This window comes from Vibrio sp. L3-7, assembly GCF_963898195.1.
Classification (GTDB): domain Bacteria; phylum Pseudomonadota; class Gammaproteobacteria; order Enterobacterales; family Vibrionaceae; genus Vibrio; species Vibrio echinoideorum.
In genome coordinates, this window is the sequence record NZ_CAWQUW010000012.1 from 180105 (window position 1) to 201835 (window position 21731).

Below are 21731 nucleotides of genomic sequence, written 5' to 3' on the forward strand. Positions count from 1 at the left end.
AAGATCAGCCTTTAAAGACAAGTAATGGAACCATAAATGAAGCATAAAAAAGCCACGCAAAGGTCACTCTGCATGGCTTTGATAAGGGCAACGTTACGGTGCCCTATCTGCTTGTCGGTTCAAAAGACAACTGAACTCATTGGGTTAAATTTGGCTTTGGTCGAAGTCGTTGCCTTGATCAGTTCCAGTTTGAGAATCTGAATCGAAGCTTCCAGAGTCGTCCGTGAAATCAACACCTTGCTCTTGACCACCTGAACTTGTCCAGTCACTGCCACCAGATTCCATACCCGCCATGTCCGGTTGCTGCTCTTGTGTAGAACCTTGCATGGTGTATTGATCATCGACCTCAACTTCAACAGAACCGCTTGCTCCGTCTATTGAGCTACCCAACTCGTCGTAACCTTGGAATTGGATTTCGCTAGTCCCTTCGTAACCTTCTGGAAGTTCAACGGACACCGGTTGCTCTAGGTTGCCACTGATTGTGAAGCTACCATCACCGTTATCCAGAGCGTTACTCACAGTGGAACCCTCAGGTAGGCCAGACATTTCAGCGTAATCAACCGATTCATTGCCACTCACCTCATCTGGAATCGAGATAGAAACAGTATCGCCCGGAGCCGCCGTTACATCAGCTATGCTGTCTTCGGCTTCAGTATCTTGAGCTTGGTCATCAACTTGTTGAGCCACATCTACTTGTTGCTCTTCTGTTGCTTGAGCAGCTTGTACTTGTGGTTCATCGCTTTGCACTGAATCATCGGTTACTTGGATACTTAAGCTATGGCTCGACACCTCACCACCATCGTTAACGTCAACATTCATTGCTAAGTTGCCATCGAAGTCTTCGTTTGGCCAGTAGGTCCACTCACCTTCGCCAGATTCAGCAAAGAAGCCTGCATCATTGGCGTCTGCAACATCGACAACTTGTGCCGAATCACTCGCACCTAATTCATCCACCAGCTGTGACTCGGTGATAGTTAATGAGCCATCGTCAGCTAAGACATAACCTTCGCTCACCATAGCTTCATCACTACCTTGAATATCCACATTGAAGAAACTTTCGATGCGATTTTCGCCATCGGTCGCTATAAATCCAACTTGAACATCTCCGGTGTAATCTTCCGCAGGTGTGAATTGATAGTTACCTTGGTTATCGCTCTCTATCACGCCCTGACCTTCCATCAAGCTCACTGATTCAATGCTCATGCTGTCGCCTTCTGCATCGCTCAGGTTCGCTAGCATGTCTTGATCCGTGAACGACAAGGTTGCATCGGCTGCGATTTCCGTAGTCGTGATGCTGTTAACTTCTGGTGCTGCATTCTCTTGTGAGTCGCCTTCTTTCACGACCACGCCAGTTTGCTCATCATGAAGCACGCCATCTTTATCAACCACGTAAGCAATGTCTGCTTCGCCAGTAAAGCCTGGTGCTGGTGTGAACGTCCAAGTGCCATCGCCATTATCGACAATCTCACCTTGGCTGCGGTCGGCAAGATGAACCAGTTTCACTTCATCATCGCTGTCAGCATCCACATTCTCAGCAAAGCCGATTAGGTCGTCCGCGGTTAGGATAATGGAATCACCCGCTACGGTTTCGAAATCACCTGAATCGATGCCATCTTCAAACGCTTCTGGCTCATCTCCGTAATCAACGGTTGTTGCACTTACGGTTACGAAGAACTCACCATGGAAGTCTTCAGGCGGCGTCATTTGAATGTTTGAGATATCCCAGTCAAACAGGTCGATATATTGACCCGGTTCGGTGATCATCACGGTGTTCACACCATCCGTCACCTCGAACCCAACAGGGAAACCTGTCATCACCAAGTTACTGAGTGTTTCTGAATCATCGACTAGGCCAACATTCAATCCTAAGTGACCCGTTTCATCTTCACCGAAGACTAACGGACCGTCATGGTCAGTTGAAATAACCGCACCATCTGCGACTGGACGGACAAACACAGGAACATCAAGAACCGTTTCGAACTCACCGTCACTCACGACCACTTGTAGGTCAGAAACGCCTGCAAAGTCGCCCGTTGGTGTGAATGTCCAAGTTCCATCACCGTTGTCTGTTACTTCTCCGCCATCTTCACCGTCTGCGGTGATAATGCGTGAAACCACAAGGTCCGCCGTATCAATGTCACCGAACAAGTTCATCAAGTCGCCAGCATCGAAGGTGAACGCGCCATCTTCGTCTGTGGTCATCATTGCGTTACCGACGTTAAATGGTGCGTCGTTAACCGGAATGACATCCACATTCAGCGAACCATCAACCACTTCTTCGCCGTCAGTAGCTTGATAACCCAGTTCTACCAAGCCATTGAAGTCTTGCGTAGTCACTAAGTGATACATGCCGTCTGGTTGCTGAGTTAAGGTCGCATTCGCTGGAGCTCGAACTGTGATGCTCTCAATGCTGATCTCATCGCCATCAAGATCTGTAACTTGATCCGCGATGTAAGCTGGGTCAATCACCATGACCACATCTTCTTCGCCTTGCATCTGAATCATTGGTGCTTCAGGTGCATCATTCACTGGCGTGACATCGATGTTGCCGTCAACAGAGATCGTCTCTTGGCCATCGCTAACGTTAAACGTCATCGGCACATCGCCATTGAAGTTTTCGTTTGGCGTGAATGACCAAGTACCATCTTCGTTGTCTAGCAACTCACCCAAGCTAGGGTCGATTTGTAGACCAGAAGCAGACAATTCATCTGCGGTGTTATCGATGTCGGTAGCTTGAGCTAACAACATGTCTTGTGTGATAAGAATGGTACTGTCTTCGGCTGTGGTTAATTCCACTTCCTCAGATTCAGGTCCATCGTTCACAGCCAGAACTTCGATACCTGCCGTTGTTGTTGAAGTTGCACCGTCATCATCGGTTACGACCACATCCAGGTTAATATCACCGTTAAAGTTCTCACTCGGCGTGAAGGTCACAGACCCATTATCGTTTTGAACCAAGGTGCCGTCAGAGCCCGAGTAAGTCACGCTTTCAAGCGATACTTCACCATCAACGTCCGAGCTATTAGCAATTAGCTGTTCAGGGCTAATTGCGATGGTGCCATCTTCGTTCATTTGGTAAGACGTTGAACCCGCAACCGGCGCATCGTTAACATCCGTTACCGTCACATCAATATTGGCATCGACTGTCTCAGTGCCATCAGTCACTGTGAAGCCAAGGTTTACATCGCCATTGAAGTTTTCGTTCGGAGCAAAACTGTAAGTGCCATCACCGTTATCAGTGAACACACCCTCTGCGCCCGTGTAAGACACATCCGTGATTGACAGGTCATCACCATCAATATCTGCAGCACCTGCTAATAGGTCAGCGTCAGTGAAGGTTAACGTACCATCTTCCTCAACAGTAAAGCTTTGGTCAGCAGCCGTTGGTAAGTCATTCACTGGGTTAACCGTTAGGTCGACGCCAGCTTGAACAGTTTCAAGGCCATCTGACACATCGAAGCTTAGGTCAATGTCACCGTTGAAATCAGCATTCGGCATGATAGTAAATGAACCATCATCGTTTGCTGTTACGGTTGCATTGTCACCTGCAGATAAGTTGCTTGCGGTCAGCGCATCACCATCAACATCGGAAGCGTTCGCCAACAACTGTTCTTGAGACAGCGTAATTGAGCCATCTTCATCAACCGAGTAAGCCACGTTTCCTGCTACTGGTGCGTCGTTGACGGCAATCACTTCAATACCAGCCGTTGTTTCAGCCGTTGCGCCATCGTCATCAATAACCGTCACATCAAGGTTGATGTCGCCGTTAAAGTTTTCATTTGGAGCAAACGTGACTGAACCATCTTGGTTTTGAACCAAGATGCCGTCTGGACCCGAATAACTCACGCTATCAAGTGATACTTCACCATCTACATCGGAGCTATTCGCAATCAACTGCTCAGGGCTCAATGTGATGGTGCCATCTTCGTTCATTTGGTAAGACGTTGCGCCTGCCACTGGTGCATCGTTAACGTCGGTTACCGTTACGTCGATGTTTGCATCAACCGTCTCTGTACCGTCAGATACTGAGAAGTCTAGGCTTACGTCACCGTTGAAGTTCTCGTTCGGTGCAAAGGTGTAAGTGCCATCGCCATTGTCGGTGAACACACCCTCTGCGCCAGTGTAAGAAACATCAGCGACTGAAAGCTCATCACCATCAATATCCGAAGCACCCGCTAGCAGTTGCTCGTCTGTAAAGGTAAGTGAACCATCCTCTTCAATGGTGTAAGCGACATCTTCTACAACCGCAATGTCATTCACTGGATTCACAGTAAGGTCGGCCGTTGCAACAACCGTTTCAGTACCATCAGAAAGGTCGAAGCTTAGGTCGATATCGCCATTAAAGTCGGCATCCGGGGTAATGGTAAATGAACCATCATCGTTTGCCGTAACCGTCGCGTTATCACCTGCGGTTAGGTTCGCAGCGGTAAGATCATCTCCGTCCACATCCGATGCTTGAGCTAGCAATTGTTCTTGGCTTAGCGTGATTGAACCATCTTCATCTACTGAGTAAGCCAAGTCGCCAGATACTGGAGCATCGTTGACGGCGATAACATCAATACCCGCAGTCGTTTGAGCGGTTGCACCGTCTTCATCAGCAACCGTCACATCTAGGCTGACATTGCCGTTGAAGTTTTCATTTGGTGCAAAGCTGTATGTACCATCACCGTTATCAGTAAAGATACCGTCTGCACCCGAGTACGAAACATCACTTACGGATACATCACCTTCAATGTCTGAGCTGTTCGCAAGAAGCTGAGCATCAGATAGTATAATGACGTTGTCTTCGTCGACACTGTAAGCCGTAGAACCCGCTACTGGTAAGTCATTTACTGCTATGACATCAATACCGGCTGTGGTTTCAGCCGTTGCGCCATCTTCATCCATAATGGACACATCAAGACTGATGTCGCCGTTAAAGTTTTCGTTTGGCGAGAAGGTGTAAGTGCCATTACCATTGTCAGTGAACACACCATCTGTGCCGCTGTAGCTTACATCGCTAACAAACACTTCCCCTTCAACATCCGAACTGTTCGTCAGAAGTTGTGCATCGCTTAGGGTTATGCTGCCATCCTCTTCAACACTGTAAGCGGTAGTTCCAGCAACCGGTACGTCATTAATTGGGACAACTTGCACATCAATGTTTGCCGATACAACATCGGTACCGTCACTGACATCGTAAGTTAGGTCAACGTTACCATTGAAGTTCTCGTTTGGAGCAAAGGTATAAGTACCATCGCCATTATCCGTGAACACACCGTCGGTACCTTCGTAATTAACCGATTCGACAGAAAGGTTCTCGCCATCAATATCCGTTGCACCAGCTAATAGCTGTTCATCGGTAAAGATCAACGACCCATCTTCATTAATGGTGTAGTCGTGGTCGTAAATAACAGAAAGGTCGTTAACGGCTGTAACGGTAACGTCTAGTTCTGCTGGAGTAACCCCACCGTTGCCATCGTCCACGTTATAGCTAATCGAGAATTCACCATTGAAGTTCTCTTCAGGAGTGATGGTGTAAGTGCCGTCACCATTGTCAGTGATAAGTGCGTTCTCAATTGAGACGTCTCCAACACTTGGTTCGTTACCACCCGTTTCACCAGAGTCTCCATCTTCATCACCCGTTAGCAACTCAGAGATATCAATGCCGTTTTCATTCGCGAGCGCTTCTTCAGCCGTTGGTAAATCAAACGCATTCTCGCTGCCTACATCTTGGCTTGGAACCACAACGCCATTAACGATATCAAACACATGCCAATGCTCACCCGTTGGATTGTCAGGCAAGTCTGGGGTAAAGGTCTCAACCAAAGTATCGCCTACAAACACCTGAACCTGCACATCTTCAACACCATCTACATCCCAACTTCTGTTGGTGTAATTGTGTACTGAATAGTGCATGTCAGCATCTTGATAATTTGGAATAGTGATGGTTTCAGGGCCACCGCCATTTGTGTCATCAACATCTTGTTGGACGACATTACCTTCACCAAGGTCGTGGCTCATATCGCGGTAATAGATATGGTCTAACTCATTCCCAGACTCTGTATCGTAAAGCCATAGGTGATTATCCATATCACGAGGGCTCTCACCCCAGGTCACGACGATACGCATATCTGTGTCTTCAAGGACTTCAGATATTGCAGTCACGCCACCATTAGTATCTTCACCTGCTGGTACAAGGAAGCTGCTGGTAATAGAGCCTTCTTGTTCAATAGTAACGGTACCTTGTTCAACAACAGGCCCACTCACAGAGTAGTGACCAGATTGGTCTGTCACCGTGGTGTATGAGTGACCGGCGTTATCGGTCATTGTGACGTCTGCACCAACGACTGGGCTACCCGTTTCAGCATCCAGCACTGTACCGGTTACGGTCGTTTCATCGCCCTGCTCTCCGATAATTGCGGTCATGTCATCGTCTTCGATGTCAGTCGCGAATTGTAGGAGTTCTTCTTGAGTAATGGTGTACGAACCATCTTCTTCAATGGTTATCGCAACATCAGCAGAAACAATTGGCGCATCGTTAACTGGATCAACCGTCAAACCTAAGTTAGCCGCAATCGGTGTGTCACCATCGCTGATACTGTAAGCCACATCGATGTAGCCATTGAAGTTTTCGCTTGGAGTGATCGAGAATGTGCCATCGCCATTATCGACAATCGTTGCATCATCTCCCACCAAGGTTAAGTCGGAAGCGACAAGATCATCACCTTCAATATCAGCGGCATTCGCTAGTAACTGCTCCTGCGTGATAGTGATGACATTATCTTCATCAACGTTCGCGTAAACATCAGATGTCGTTGGCAAGTCATTAACTGGGTTTACCGTCAGATCGGCGTTTGCCACAATTGACTCTGTACCATCCGAAATATCAAAGCTTAGGTCGATATTACCGTTGAAATCGGCGTCTGGTGTCACCGTAAAGGTACCATCACCGTTATCTACGACTGTCGCATTATCGCCCGCACTTAGGTTGCTTGCCGTAAGGTCATCACCATCCACATCAGAAGCTTGAGACAGCAATTGCTCTTGAGTCAGAATAATCGAGCCATCTTCATCAATGCTGTACGCCAAGTCACCTGATACCGGTGGATCGTTAATTGGCAAGACATCAATACTTGCGCTGGTGGCTACTGTCGCACCGTCTTCATCTGTCACTATGACATCGAGGCTCACATCGCCGTCGAAGTTTGCGTTAGGTGCGAAGCTAAATGTGCCATCGCCATTATCGGTAAAGATACCGTCTGAGCCTGTGTAGTTAACGCTGTCAATCGCCACTTCACCTTCGATGTCTGAAGCGTTCGCCAACAGTTGCTCTGAACTGATGGTGATGACTTCGTCTTCGTTGACTGAGTAACTGGTTGAACCCGCAATTGGTGGATCGTTCACCTCAAGTACAGTAATTCCAGCTGTCGTTGCTTCAGTTGCACCGTCTTCATCGGTCACAACAACATCTAGACTAACTTCGCCATTGAAATTTTCGTTTGGCGAGAAGGTATACGTACCGTTACCGTTGTCTTCAAATACACCATCGGCACCGGTGTAAGCCACACTATCAATCGCCACTTCACCTTCAATATCTGAAGAGTTAGCTAATAGCTGTTCGTTACTGATAGTAATCGAGTTGTCTTCATGAACCGTGTAAGACGTACTACCCGCCACTGGAGGGTCGTTCTCCGGCGTTACACTCACATCAATATTGGCTTGAACCGTATCCGTGCCATCTGACACATCAAAACTGAAGTTCACATCGCCATTGAAGTTCTCGTTTGGTGCAAAGCTGTAGCTGCCGTCGCCATTGTCAGTAAGAACACCGTCCGCACCCGTGTAAGTCACACCTTCTACTGTTAGGTCGTCTCCTTCAACATCGGTTGCGCCAGTTAACAAGTCAGTGTCCGTGAAATTAAGAACACCATCCTCACTAATAGTGAATGCTTGCTCTTGTGGCTCTGGCGCGTCATTGACTGGCGTTACTGTCAAGTCTAGACCGGCTGCCACCATCTCTTCTCCATCGGTGACATCGTAACTAAATTCGATATTACCGTTGAAGTTTTCACTTGGGGTAACGGTGAAGCTACCATCGTCGTTCATTTCAATGGTGGCATTTTCATCATTGGTGGTTAGGTTGATTGCTGATAAGTCATCACCATCAATATCGACAGCGTGTTCTAGCAGCTGTTCTTGCGTTAGCGTGATGCTATTATCTTCGGCAGTGACTGCACTGATATCCCCCTCAACTTCTGGAGCATCATTTGCTGGAGAGATATGAATCGTCACATCTTGTGTTGCCGTTGCGGTGGTGCCTGTATCAACATCAGTCGATGTCGCTTTAACGGTTAGTACCACATCACCATTGAAGTCACCTGAAGGAATAAACTCTAGCCCTTCTAGTTCTCCTGGTTGCAGTGACCAAGAGCCATCACCGTTATCCGTACCTGCAGAAAGCGAGCTTCCTTCCGGCACATCTTCGATCAAGATAGCGAGGTTTTCTGAACCATCCGTATCCGTTAGTGCCGCATCAATATCCAGTGGTACTGGCGTATCTTCGGTACCAATGATTTGGTAATCCGCGTCAGACACTGTGATTTCAATGTTGTCGATACCAAATGACTCATCACTCACGCTTTGGTTCAAGGTTGAACCGAAGCCTAATTCAAGTTGGCCGTCTTCAACGGGTACCGTTAGGTTGATTTGGTGTGCTTGGTCATTCCAACCACTGAAGCCCTCACCTTGTGATACGCCATGAACGACTTCACCCACTTCATTGCCAGCTGAATCGTACAACGTTGTCGTGCCATCTTGAGTTTGGAACGCCGAGTTGTCTAACGAAGTAAGCTCTTCGCCGCCGACAAAGATTTGGAACGACTCACCATCCCAAGAATCAATTTCATAGAAGCTAAACGAAATATTAACTTCGCTCACATCACTTGGAATGTCGTAGGTTTTGCTGACTGCTTCATCGCCGCCCGTGCCACCAATACGACCCAACATGTCACCCGACTCGAAGCCTTGTGAGCTTTCAGTACCCGTATTCCAGCCATTTGAGCCAGACTCGAAGTTGTCTGAAGCAATCACCAAGTCAGACGCAATCGACAGCTCTGGCATATCAACCACAGATTGAACATCAATCGTCGCTTCTGCTGGTACTATCGCTGTGCCGTCATTCACATCGAAGGTCACATTCACATTGCCATCGAAGTTTTCATTCGGAGCAAATGTGTAAGTACCGTCGCCGTTGTCCACCAGAGAACCGCTGTCAGAAGCGACATTTTCAACCGATAAGTTATCGCCATCAATGTCGCCTGCATTTTGCAGCAGTTGCTCTTCTGTGAAGGTAAAGCTGGTGTCTTCCTGACTGGTGAATTGTGGTTCACCGACTGTTGGCAAGTCATTCACAGGGTTAACCGTGAGATCTGCCGTTGCTTGAATCGTTGCATCACCATCGGTAATGTCGAAGTTCAAATCAATGTCGCCATTGAAGTTCGCATCTGGCGTAATGGTAAAGCTACCGTCATCGTTTACAGTGACGCTCGCATCACCACCAACGGTTAGGTTAGCCGCTGTTAAGTCATCGCCGTCAACATCGCTCGCTTGAGCAAGTAATTGCTCTTGGCTCAAGGTAATTGAACCATCTTCATCAACACTGTAAGCCAAATCACCCGATACCGGAGCATCGTTAACAGGCAGAACATCAATGTTTGCGTTGGTCGCTACGGTTGCGCCATCTTCATCAGTCACGACAACATCAAGGCTTACATCGCCATCGAAGTTAGCGTTTGGTGCGAAGCTAAATGTGCCATCGCCATTATCGGTAAAGATACCGTCTGAGCCGGTGTAGTTAACGCTGTCAATCGCCACTTCACCTTCGATGTCTGAAGCGTTCGCCAACAGTTGCTCTGAACTGATGGTGATGACTTCATCTTCGTTAACGGAGTAACTGGTTGAACCCGCAATTGGTGGATCGTTCACCTCAAGTACAGTAATTCCAGCTGTCGTTGCTTCAGTTGCACCTTCTTCATCGGTCACAACAACATCTAGACTAACTTCGCCATTGAAATTTTCGTTTGGCGAGAATGTATACGTACCGTTTCCGTTGTCTTCGAATACACCATCGGCACCGGTGTAAGCCACACTATCAATCGCCACTTCACCTTCAATATCTGAAGAGTTAGCGAGTAACTGTTCGTTGCTAATGGTAATCGAGTTGTCTTCATGAACCGTGTAAGACGTACTACCCGCAACCGGTGGATCGTTCTCTGGTGTCACGCTCACATCAATATTGGCTTGAACCGTATCGGTACCATCTGATACATCAAAACTGAAGTTCACATCACCATTGAAGTTCTCGTTTGGCGCAAAGCTGTAGCTTCCGTCGCCATTGTCAGTAAGAACCCCATCAGCCCCTGTGTAAGTAACGCCTTCAACCGATAGGTCATCCCCATCGATATCGGTAGCACCTGTTAGCAAGTCTTCATCTGTGAAGTTCAAGATGCCGTCTTCGCCAATGCTGAACGTTTGATCTTGAGGTTGTGGAAGGTCATTAACTGGATTAACGGTGAGGTCAGCCGTCGCAACCAGCGTATCGGTACCGTCACTAATGTCGAACGTTAGGTCAATGTCACCATTGAAGTTTGCATCTGGCGTAATGGTAAAGCTACCATCATCGTTAGCAACAACTGTCGCGTCTCCATCAACAATTAAGTTAGAAGCAGTAAGGTCGTCTCCGTCTACATCACTAGCTTGAGAAAGAAGTTGCTCTTGGCTCAAGGTAATTGAACCGTCTTCCTCTACGCTGTATGCCAAGTCTCCTGATACTGGAACATCATTGATTGGTAAGACATCAACCGTAATATGAGTATCAACTTGAGCGCCGTCTTCATCTTGAATGGTCACATCCAACTGCACTTGGCCGTTGAAGTTTTCATTCGGTGCAAAGCTACATGTGCCGTCACCATTGATTGAGAAGATTCCGTCTGGGCCGTCGTAGTTGATCTCGACGAGTTGTACATCACCTTCGATATCAGATGCGTTCAATAGAACTTGAGTCTCATTGAAGGTCAGTACCGAGTCTTCATCGATAGTGTATGACGTTGGACCAGCCACAGGAGGGTCGTTTACCTCAAGGACTGTAATACCCGCAGTCGTCGATACGGCTGCATCGTCTTCATCCACAACAACCACATCGAGGCTAACTTCGCCATTAAAGTTTTCGTTTGGAGAGAAGGTGTATGTGCCGTTACCGTTTATTTCAAGCACACCATCACTACCACTGTAGGTGACGCTATCAATCGCCACTTCCCCTTCAATATCTGAAGAGTTCGCTAGCAATTGTTCGTTACTGATCGTGATGGAGTTGTCTTCATGAACCGTGTAAGACGTGCTACCCGCGACAGGTGGATCATTCTCTGGCGTCACGCTGACATCAATGTTACCGGTTACCGTATCGGTACCATCTGATACATTGAACGAGAAGTTTACATCGCCATTGAAGTTTTCGTTTGGCGCGAAGCTGTATGTACCATCGCCATTATCGGTTAGGACACCATCTGCGCCAGTGTAAGTCACACCTTCAACACTTAGGTCGTCCCCTTCAATGTCCGTCGCGCCTGTTAATAGGTCTTGGTCTGTGAAGGTTAGTACACCATCTTCATTGACTGTAAATGCTTGGTCTTGTGCTTCTGGACCATCGTTCACTGGTGAAACCGTTAGCTCTAGATTGGTAGAGACAACATCATCACCATCAGAAACATCAAACGTAAAGTTAACATCGCCATTGAAATCAGCATCTGGCGTTAATGTGTAAGTACCATCACCGTTATCGGTAATCGTAACGCTGTCATCATCAGTGGCTAAATTCAGAGCGGTCAGCTGATCGCCATCTAAATCGCGAGCATTAGCTAACAAGTCTTCTTGCGTAATGATGATAGAACCATCTTCTTCCACAGTTGCAGCAACAGGAAGTGCTTCAGGTGCGTGCTCAATGTGCGCGCCTGTCGCGTTAATGTAGATGGTTTGAGAGACCGTTTCAGAATCATCATTCGATAGCTCTGTTGCGGTTGCGGTTACATGAACTTCAAGCTGTTCGTTGAAGTCTTCTGGTAACTGGATTTGTAGTGCATTTTCGATAGCCGTTGTTGGTAGGTTCACCGTACCATCAGGACCAACCGTCACTTCACCACTGTAGATTTGGCTGTTCACTTCACCGACATCGATTGTGAAGTTGAAGTCTGAATAGTCAGCATCACCGCCACCATACAAATCTTCAAAGCCGTAAACCAGCTCGCCGTCTTCATTAACCGTTGTGCGCGTATGTTCGATACCATCTTGGTTGAGCTGAGAGCTTGAACCACCATGGAATATCGCGTCACCATTCTGCCCTTGAACTACAGTTTCAGTTCCATCGGCAGCAACAAATACAAGTTGAGGATCAACCGTATCCATGTTTGCAGGCGAACCATCCGCTGCACGGAACTCGTACTGACCTTCCTGCATCGCGTCAAAGTCATTGTGCTGATGCCCGTTTGGAATCAAGAACAGGTTGAAACTTTCACCTTCTTCAACTTGGAAGCTGAACTGATCTTGCCCAGGAACAAGGTCACCACCGCCACCAACTTGTGATGCATTTTCATAGACAACTTCAACACCCGTGATGTTGCCGTCTTCGTCAACTTTGTAGTAACCCGCTGCGTTTTGGTAACCTGCCGTTTCACCTTCAAACGTTACTGTAATTTCAGTGTCGTTGTAACTGGTGATACCGTTCTCTTGGTCATTCAGAACGCCTTCGTTATCGTATTGAATAACCGAACCTTCTGGCACACCATCTACAGTTACGGTAAGTGTTTCAGATAAGTCTTGGTCGACAAGCGCCGCTGCAATATTCAGTTCAACAATGCCGCCTGGCTCAACCAAAATCGCTTGGTCATCAACGTTAACGCCATCGCCATCGGTAATCACAAGATCCGGCGCATCTGCGACCGCTTCAATGTGAACATTGAGGTCTTGTTCTACTTCAGTTGTGCCATCGGTAACTGTAAAACTGAACTGTAGATCGCCACTAAAGTGCTCTTCAGGAACGAAGCTGAACGTGCCATCGCCGTTATCGGTGACTGTGCCTTCATCACCAGAGTAATTGATACTAGTAACGCTTAAGTCGTCGCCATCAATATCAATCGCACCACTCAACAGATCTTCTTGGGTGAACAGGATGCTGCCATCCTCTTCAATGTGGTACATGCCTGGAGCAACAATTGGAATGTCATTCACCGGATTAACGGTCAATGTCATGTCATTAGAGGTACTTAACTCACCGTCGCTCACCTCATAAGTGAATGCAATATCACCATTGAAGTTTTCCGAAGGCGTCACTGTGTACGTGTCATCACCATTATTTACGATGGTGGCGTTTGGATCATTGGTTTCCAGCGCACTCGCAAACAGCTCATCACCATCTTGATCGCTCGCGCTTTCCAACAACATCTCTTGTGTAACGAGAATTGAACCATCTTCGTCGACATCTGCAACCATTGGCGTCGCTTCTGGCGTGTCATTGACGAACTCAACTTTTAGGTCAATGTTTGCGGCAACCACGTCAGTGCCATCGCTAACGTCAAACGCTAAGTCAACATTGCCGAAGAAACCCTGCTCTGGCGTTAATGTGTATGTACCGTCACCGTTGTCCGTGACTTCTACCGTGTCGCTCGCGCTAGTCACATTCACAACAGACAGCTCATCGCCTTCAACGTCTGTCGCTTGTGCTAATAGCTCAGCTTCGGTAATGGTGATTGCTTGACCATCTTCCGTTGTGAAAGACATATCCGGTACGTCTGGCGCATCGTTGATTGGATTTACGGTCAGGTTAAGATCGGCTGCCACTGTCTCAATTGCGTCAGTGACATCGTAAGTGAACTCAATCTCACCAAAGAAGTCTGCACTTGGTGTGATTGTGAAGCTACCGTCTGAGTTTTCTACAATAACCGCATTTGGATCGTTGGTCGCAAAGTTAACCGCTTCAAGGTTGTCACCATCGACATCGGTTGCATTCGCCAACAAGTCCTCTTGCGTAATGGTGATTGAACCATCTTCATCAACCGCCGCTTCAATTGGGCCGCTAACTTCAGGGCCTTCGTTGACAATCTCAACGTCGACTGTTGCAATGCTTGGCGCGCTTGCTTGACCATCACTAATATCGAAGGTCAGATTCACTTCACCAGAGAAGTTCTCTGCAGGCTCGAAGGTGAACGTATTATCTCCATTATCTGTTAACGTACCTTGCGTTTGGTCTGCAAGTAATAGGTTTTCAACATGAAGAATGTCACCATCAACATCGGTCGCACCAGACAATAGGTCTTTCGCTTCGATGATCATGGAGCCGTTTTCAAGCATTTGGGTGTGTAGCGGCTCACCTGGAACAGGAATATCGTTGACTGGTATAACTGTTAGATCTAGGTGCGTTGCTACTTCATCGGTGCCATCGAAGACTTTGTAATCGATGTCGATTTCACCATTGAAGTTTTCATTCGGCATGAAGGTAAACGTGCCATCGCCGTTGTCGACCAAGTCACCGTGATCACCACCGTAAGTGATGTCAGAAATAGACAGCGTATCGCCTTCCACATCTGTAGTGTTCGCCAATAAATCATCAGCACTGAAAGTAATACCTTGGTCTTCGTCTGTCGATAGCACCATTGGACCAGAAACGATTGGTGCATCATTCACCGACTCGAAGTTAATGTTAATGATGTTGTCGTCGGTCAATTCACCATCGGTAACTTGATAACCCAGTTCGATTTCACCATGGAAGTTTTCATCCGGTGTTACCGTCCAAGTACCATCACCATTATCAGTCAGTGTTGCATGCTCTGAGTTTTCACCCACCAGCTCTAGATTTTGAATATCAAGGTCGTCGCCATCAATATCAGAGGCTTGTGCCAGTAGCTGTTCTTCTGTAATCACAACAGAAGCAAACTGAGCAGAACCTTCCGTATCGATAGTGATATTTGGAAGATCAGCCGTTAGCTCGATTTCGTTGTCACCCGCATGGATGTTCAACTCAACCGTTTCAGTGATTTCAGAACCGTCTACACCAATCGAAGTAAACACGGCTTCATCATGACAGGTTTGTGACACTGTCATGTTTTGAACGACGTAAGTACCATTTCCTTGTACCGTACCGAGTTCAAAGTAAGACACAGGTTCAGAAACGGTAAGCGTGTAATCAGTCTCGTAACCACCACGATCTTCTTTGTGGTAAGTCATCGAGTCAATTAGGTCGCCATCCTCATTGAATGCTTTGATTTCTACTTCTGTAAAGTGACGTGAATCTTCCATGAACCAACCACCTAAACCATCTAGGTGGAAACTAATTTCGTTGATGTCTTGGCCTTCAACTGAAACAGTCAGTTTTTCATCACCACTCAGCCCTTGGCGATCGGTATCACCAAGGCCGTGACCAATGTGTGTGTTGCCATTCCAAGCGCCAAGCGGATCATCGTTACTTTGAACCGTTACCGTTAAGTCGCCATCCGAGAACTCACGCGTGTATGGGTCTACTTCTGTGCCCCAATCGTCTACGCTCGCATTATCGTCAAAGGTACCAATTTGCGTGGTATGTGTTCCTTCAGCCAGAGCACCCTCGCTTGGAACAAAGCGTACTTCTGTATCAGCAGGCACTTCTTGTCCGACTTCCAGTACTACCCACTCATTGTCAAGATTTGCTTCGATGATGCCGTTTTCTGGTGCTTGATCCAGGCGTAGTGCCGGCTCTTCACGAAGCGTCACACCAACCGTTTGGTCTTCTTGTGCTTGAATGAAGATTTCTTCGCCCGCTTCTGGCGCATCATTGACTGGGTTAACCGTTAAGTCGAGTGTGGTCAGAACTTCATTGTCACCATCACTGATGCTGTATGTGAAGTCCAACTCGCCATTGAAGTTCTCTGTGTGCGTGATGGTGAATGAACCATCGTCATTAGTAACAATTGTTGCGTCTGGATCGTTGGTTTGTAAGTTAGATGCCGTTAACTCATCACCTTCAACGTCAGTTGCATTCGCAAGTAACTGCTCTTGAGTAATAGTAATGGAATTATCTTCGTCTACCTCAGCCTGAATGCCCGAAGTTTCAGGTCCATCATTCACAGCAATAACATCGATGCCAGCGGTTGTTGTTGCGGTTGCACCGTCTTCATCAACGACAACAACATCAAGTGAGATGTCACCGTCGAAGTTTTCATTTGGTGTGAAGGTGTATGTGCCATTACCGTTACCAACGAATGAGCCGTCATCACCAGCGTAACTAACACTTGATAGAGCAACATCACCTTCAACATCGGAAGAATTTGCTAATAACTGCTCATCACTGATCGTGATTTGGCCGTCTTCTTGAACTGTGTAAGACGTTGAACCTGCGACTGGAGGATCGTTCTCTGGCGTCACGCTGACATCGATGACAGCAGCCGTTGAGCCCGTGCCATCAGAAACATCAAATGAGAATTGAACATCGCCATTGAAGTTCTCGTTTGGTGCAAAGCTATATGTGCCGTCACCATTATCACTAAGAACACCGTCTGCGCCAGTGTAGAGCACGTTTTCAATCGACAATTCATCACCATCAATATCCGATGCTCCTGCGAGTAGGTCAGCATCGGTGAAGAGTAGTGTGCCGTCTTCTTCAATTGAGAACTGTTGATCTTGCGCTTGTGGCAAGTCATTCAGCGGATTCACGGTAATGTCTAGGCCAACTTGAACTGAACCACCGTCGTTATCGATAATATCGAAGCTTAAGTCTAAGTCGCCGTTGTAATCAGCGTCTGGTGTAATCGTATAGCTACCATCGTCGTTTTGTTGGATGGTCGCGTTTTCATCGGTCGACAGGTTAATAGCTTCTAGGTTTTCGCTATCAATATCACCCGCTCGAGCTAGTAATTGATCCTGGCTCAGAGTGATCGAGCTATCTTCATTAATGGTATAAGCCAATTCACCAGAAGTCGGTGGATCGTTGATTGGTAGTACATCAACATTAATATGAGTATCAACCGTTGCGCCGTCTTCATCTTTAATGGTCACACCCAGTTGAACTTGACCATTAAAGTTTTCATTGGGTGCAAAGCTACATGTACCATCACCATTTACGATAAAGATTCCGTCCGAGCCATCGTAATTGATGCCAACTAGCTCTACATCGCCCTCAACGTCAGAGGCATTCACTAAAATCTGAGATTCGCTGAATGTAAGAACAGAATCTTCATCAATGGTGTAAGACGTTGGACCTGCAACCGGTGGGTCATTCACTTCTAGAACGGTAATGCCCGCGGTGGTTTCATCAATCGAACCATCTTCATCAGCAACAACCACGTCAAGGCTGATATCACCACTGAAGTTTTCATTAGGAAGGAAGGTATAACTGCCGTCACCGTTGTCTTGGAACACACCATCTGTGCCGCTGTAGGTCACGCTATCAATCGATACCGCGCCTTCAACGTCAGATGAATTTACTAACAATTGCTCATCAGAAATAGTAATGGCATTGTCTTCGTTCACCATATATGAGGTAGAACCCGCAACTGGCGGATCGTTCTCAGGCGTCACGCTAACGTCAATGTTGGCGCTGACTGTTTCTGTACCATCAGACACATCGAAGCTGAAGTTCACATCACCATTGAAGTTTTCATTTGGCGCAAAGGTATAAGTACCATCACCGTGGTCGGTCAGTACGCCATCACCACCTGTATAGCTAATACCCTCTACGGTTAAGTCATCGCCATCAATATCGGTGGCACCGGTAAGTAGATCGGCATCTGTAAATTGCAGCGTACCGTCTTCTTCAATACTGAATTGTTGGTCTTGAGGCGCGGGTAAATCGTTAACTGGATTAACAGTAAGATCTGCAGTTGCCTGAACCGTGTCAGTACCATCAGTGAGGTTGAATTGAATATCAATGTCACCATTGAAGTTCGCATCTGGCGTAATGGTAAAACTACCATCATCATTAGCGGTTACTGTCGCGTTACCATCAACCGTTAGGTCGCTCGCAGTTAGGTCTTGGCCTTCAACATCAGACGCCTGAGACAACAACTGTTCTTGGCTCAATGTGATTGAACCATCTTCGTTAACGTTGTACGCCAAGTCACCCGATACTGGCGCATCATTAATTGGCAGAACATCAACATTGATGACAGTATCAACTTCTGCACCGTCTTCATCACGAATGGTCACATCAAGCTGAACTTGGCCATTAAAATTCTCATTCGGAGCGAAACTACAAGTACCATCGCCATTAACTGAGAAGATACCATCTGGGCCATCGTAGCTAATACCAACAAGCTCAACGTCCCCTTCAACATCAGAAGCATTAAGTAGCACTTGCGACTCATTGAATGTCAGTACTGAGTCTTCATCAATGGTGTAAGACGTTGGGCCTGCAACTGGCGGATCGTTCACTTCAAGAACGGTAATTCCAGCGGTTGTGGCATCGGTTGCACCTTCTTCATCAGTGACAACCACATCCAGTGCTATTTCACCGTTAAAATTCTCGTTTGGCGAGAAGGTATAAGTACCGTTACCGTTGATTTCAAGGACACCGTCACTACCAGAGTAAGTCACGCTGTCTATGGATACATCACCTTCAATATCTGAAGATGTTGCCAATAGTTGTGCATCAGAAATGGTAATCGAATTATCTTCATTCACCGTGTAAGACGTTGAACCCGCAACTGGCGGATCGTTCTCAGGAGTCACGCTAACATCAATGTTTGCAGACACCGTATCGGTACCGTCAGAAACAACAAAATTAAAGTTTACGTCGCCGTTGAAATTTTCATTTGGAGCAAAGCTATATGAGCCCTCACCCAGGTCTGTTAATACGCCATCAGTACCTTCATAAGTGATACCTTCAACAGTTAGGTTATCACCTTCAACGTCTGTCGCGCCTGTAAGCAGATCCGCGTCAGTGAACTGAAGAGTACCGTCTTCTGCAATACTGAACTGTTGATCTTGAGGAACTGGTAGATCGTTAACTGGGTTAACCGTAAGGTCTGCTGAAGCTTGAACCGTATTGGTGCCATCTGAGATATCGAAGCTGATATCAATGTCACCATTGAAGTTCTCATCTGGCGTGATGGTAAAACTGCCATCATCGTTTTGAGTAACTGTTGCATCACCGCCAACTGTTAGGCTGCTAGCCGTTAGGTCATCACCTTCAACATCTGATGCTTGAGAAAGTAGCTGTTCTTGGCCTATACGAATTGAACCGTCTTCGTCCACTGAATAAGCTAAGTCACCCGACACTGGCGCATCATCAACCGCGGTAACACTTACATCGATGTTCGCAGAGACTGTATCTGTACCATCTGATACATCAAAACCGAAGTTTACATCGCCGTTGAAGTTTTCATTCGGAGCAAAGGTGTAAGTACCATTACCGTTGTCGGTAAAAATACCGTCGCCGCCATCGTAGGTCACACCTTCAACCGTTAGGTTGTCGCCTTCAATGTCCGTTGCACCTGTTAACAGATCTGCATCAGTGAAGATGAGTGTACCGTCTTCTTCAACGCTGAATTGTTGATCTTGAGGAACGGGCAAATCATTAACTGGGTTAACCGTCAGGTCTGCAGAGGCTTGAACTGTGTTGGTACCATCTGAGATATCAAAGCTGATATCGATGTCGCCATTGAAGTTCTCATCTGGCGTGATGGTGAAACTGCCATCATCGTTCTGAGTAACTGTTGCATCACCGCCAACTGTTAGGCTGCTAGCCGTTAGGTCATCGCCTTCAACATCTGATGCTTGCGATAAAAGCTGCTCTTGGCTTAAACGAATCGAACCGTCTTCGTCCACTGAATAAGCTAAGTCACCCGACACTGGCGCATCATCAACAGCGGTAACACTTACATCGATGTTCGCAGAGACTGTATCGGTACCATCTGATACATCAAAACCGAAGTTTACGTCACCGTTGAAGTTTTCATTCGGAGCAAAGGTGTACGTACCATTACCGTTGTCGGTAAGAATGCCGTCACCGCCATCGTAGGTCACACCTTCAACCGTTAGGTTGTCGCCTTCAATGTCCGTAGCACCTGTTAACAGATCTGCATCAGTGAAGATGAGTGTGCCATCTTCTTCAACGCTGAACTGTTGATCTTGAGGGACTGGTAGGTCGTTAACTGGGTTAACTGTTAAATCTGCTGATGCTTGAACCGTATTGGTACCATCGGAGATATCGAAGCTGATATCGATGTCGCCATTGAAGTTCTCATCTGGCGTGATGGTGAAACTGCCATCATCGTTCTGAGTAACTGTTGCATCACCGCCAACTGTTAGGCTGCTAGCCGATAGGTCATCACCTTCAACATCTGATGCTTGCGATAAAAGCTGTTCTTGGCTCAAACGGATAGAACCGTCTTCGTCCACTGAGTAAGCAAGGTCACCCGATACTGGCGCATCATCAACCGCCGTTACACTCACATCAATGTTTGCGGACACCGTATCAGTCCCGTCAGACACATCGAAGCTGAAGTTTACATCGCCGTTGAAGTTTTCATTCGGAGCAAAGGTGTAAGTACCATTACCGTTGTCGGTAAAAATACCGTCGCCACCATCGTAGGTCACACTTTCAACCGTTAGGTTGTCGCCTTCAATGTCCGTTGCACCGGTTAGTAGATCTGCATCAGTGAAAACAAGCGTGCCGTCTTCTTCTATTTCAAAGGTTTTATCTTCTGGTACAGGTGCATCATTAATAGGACGAACCGTTAAATCAATTGCGCTGCTTACGGTTTCTTGACCGTCACTAATATCAAAAGTAAGGTCAAGCTCACCATTAAAGTCAGCGGAAGGTACAACTGTGAATGTACCGTCACCATTGTCTTGAACCGTTGCATCTGCGCCGACTTGAACGTTTGAAGCAACCAGCTCATCGCCATCTACATCACTTGCGTATTCGAGTAATTGTTCTTGAGTGAATGTTATGGATCCATCTTCATCGATGATGTAAGCCAGGTCTTGTTGAGCTTCTGGTGCATCATTTTCACTTTCCACTTTGATTTTAAACGTTTCGCTTACCGTCTCAGAATCAAAGTCATCTTCTACTTCACTGATAGTCCCTTCGTCAGAAGCTTGAACATCAACGGCGAATGTCTCTTCTACCGTTTGTGAATCGAGATCATCACCGACTTGTTGCTCACCAGAGTTAGAAGAATCAGCACTAGGCGCAGCTGACGTTGTTACTGCTTGGCCTTGTTCTTCATTACCTTCAGCGCTCGAAGCACCTCCAGAACCTGCGGTATTTTCACCACCGACAGCTTGAGCGCCAGCACCCGCTCCGCCCCCACTACCGGCAGCATTCTCTGAGCCAGCTTCAGAAGCCGCACCACCGACTACATTGGATTGAGCTACATCTGAATCACTACCACTTTCTGGCGTCTCTTCTTGAACAGCCCCACCAGAAGCAGACGCATCTTCTGCATTACCTGCGCCACTTGGGTTGTCTTCTAGCGCTTGGTTGATTTCATCTGCCGCATCCGTGTTTTCAGCACCCGTCGCGATTGTCGACGCAATCGTATTCTGTTGATTTTGTTGATTCTGCTGTTGGGAGGGCGTACCCGCGTCGTTCGTGTCCGTTTGTTCTACCGCGTCATTTAGATCTTCGTTTTGGTTGTTTTGGTTATTTTGGTTATTTTGGTTATTTTCGCCTGCCATTACAGCCTCCGTTGCGACTAGCTAACTGATCGTATTTAGAGGCATTAAAG

Annotated in this window: 1 protein-coding gene and 1 pseudogene; both read right to left on the bottom strand. The window is 47.0% G+C overall.

Annotation, left to right across the window (positions count from 1 at the left end; translation table 11 throughout):
- Positions 1–144: 144 nt before the first annotated feature.
- Positions 145–20205 carry a tandem-95 repeat protein gene (locus AACW75_RS10785; protein WP_445329519.1) on the bottom strand — a complete coding sequence of 6687 codons (20061 nt, stop codon included), beginning with the start codon at positions 20203–20205 and terminating at the stop codon, positions 145–147.
- A pseudogene (locus AACW75_RS26555) lies at positions 20179–21681 on the bottom strand (tandem-95 repeat protein); the annotation flags it as partial. The gene AACW75_RS10785 and the pseudogene AACW75_RS26555, both read right to left, overlap by 27 nt.
- Positions 21682–21731: the final 50 nt, after the last annotated feature.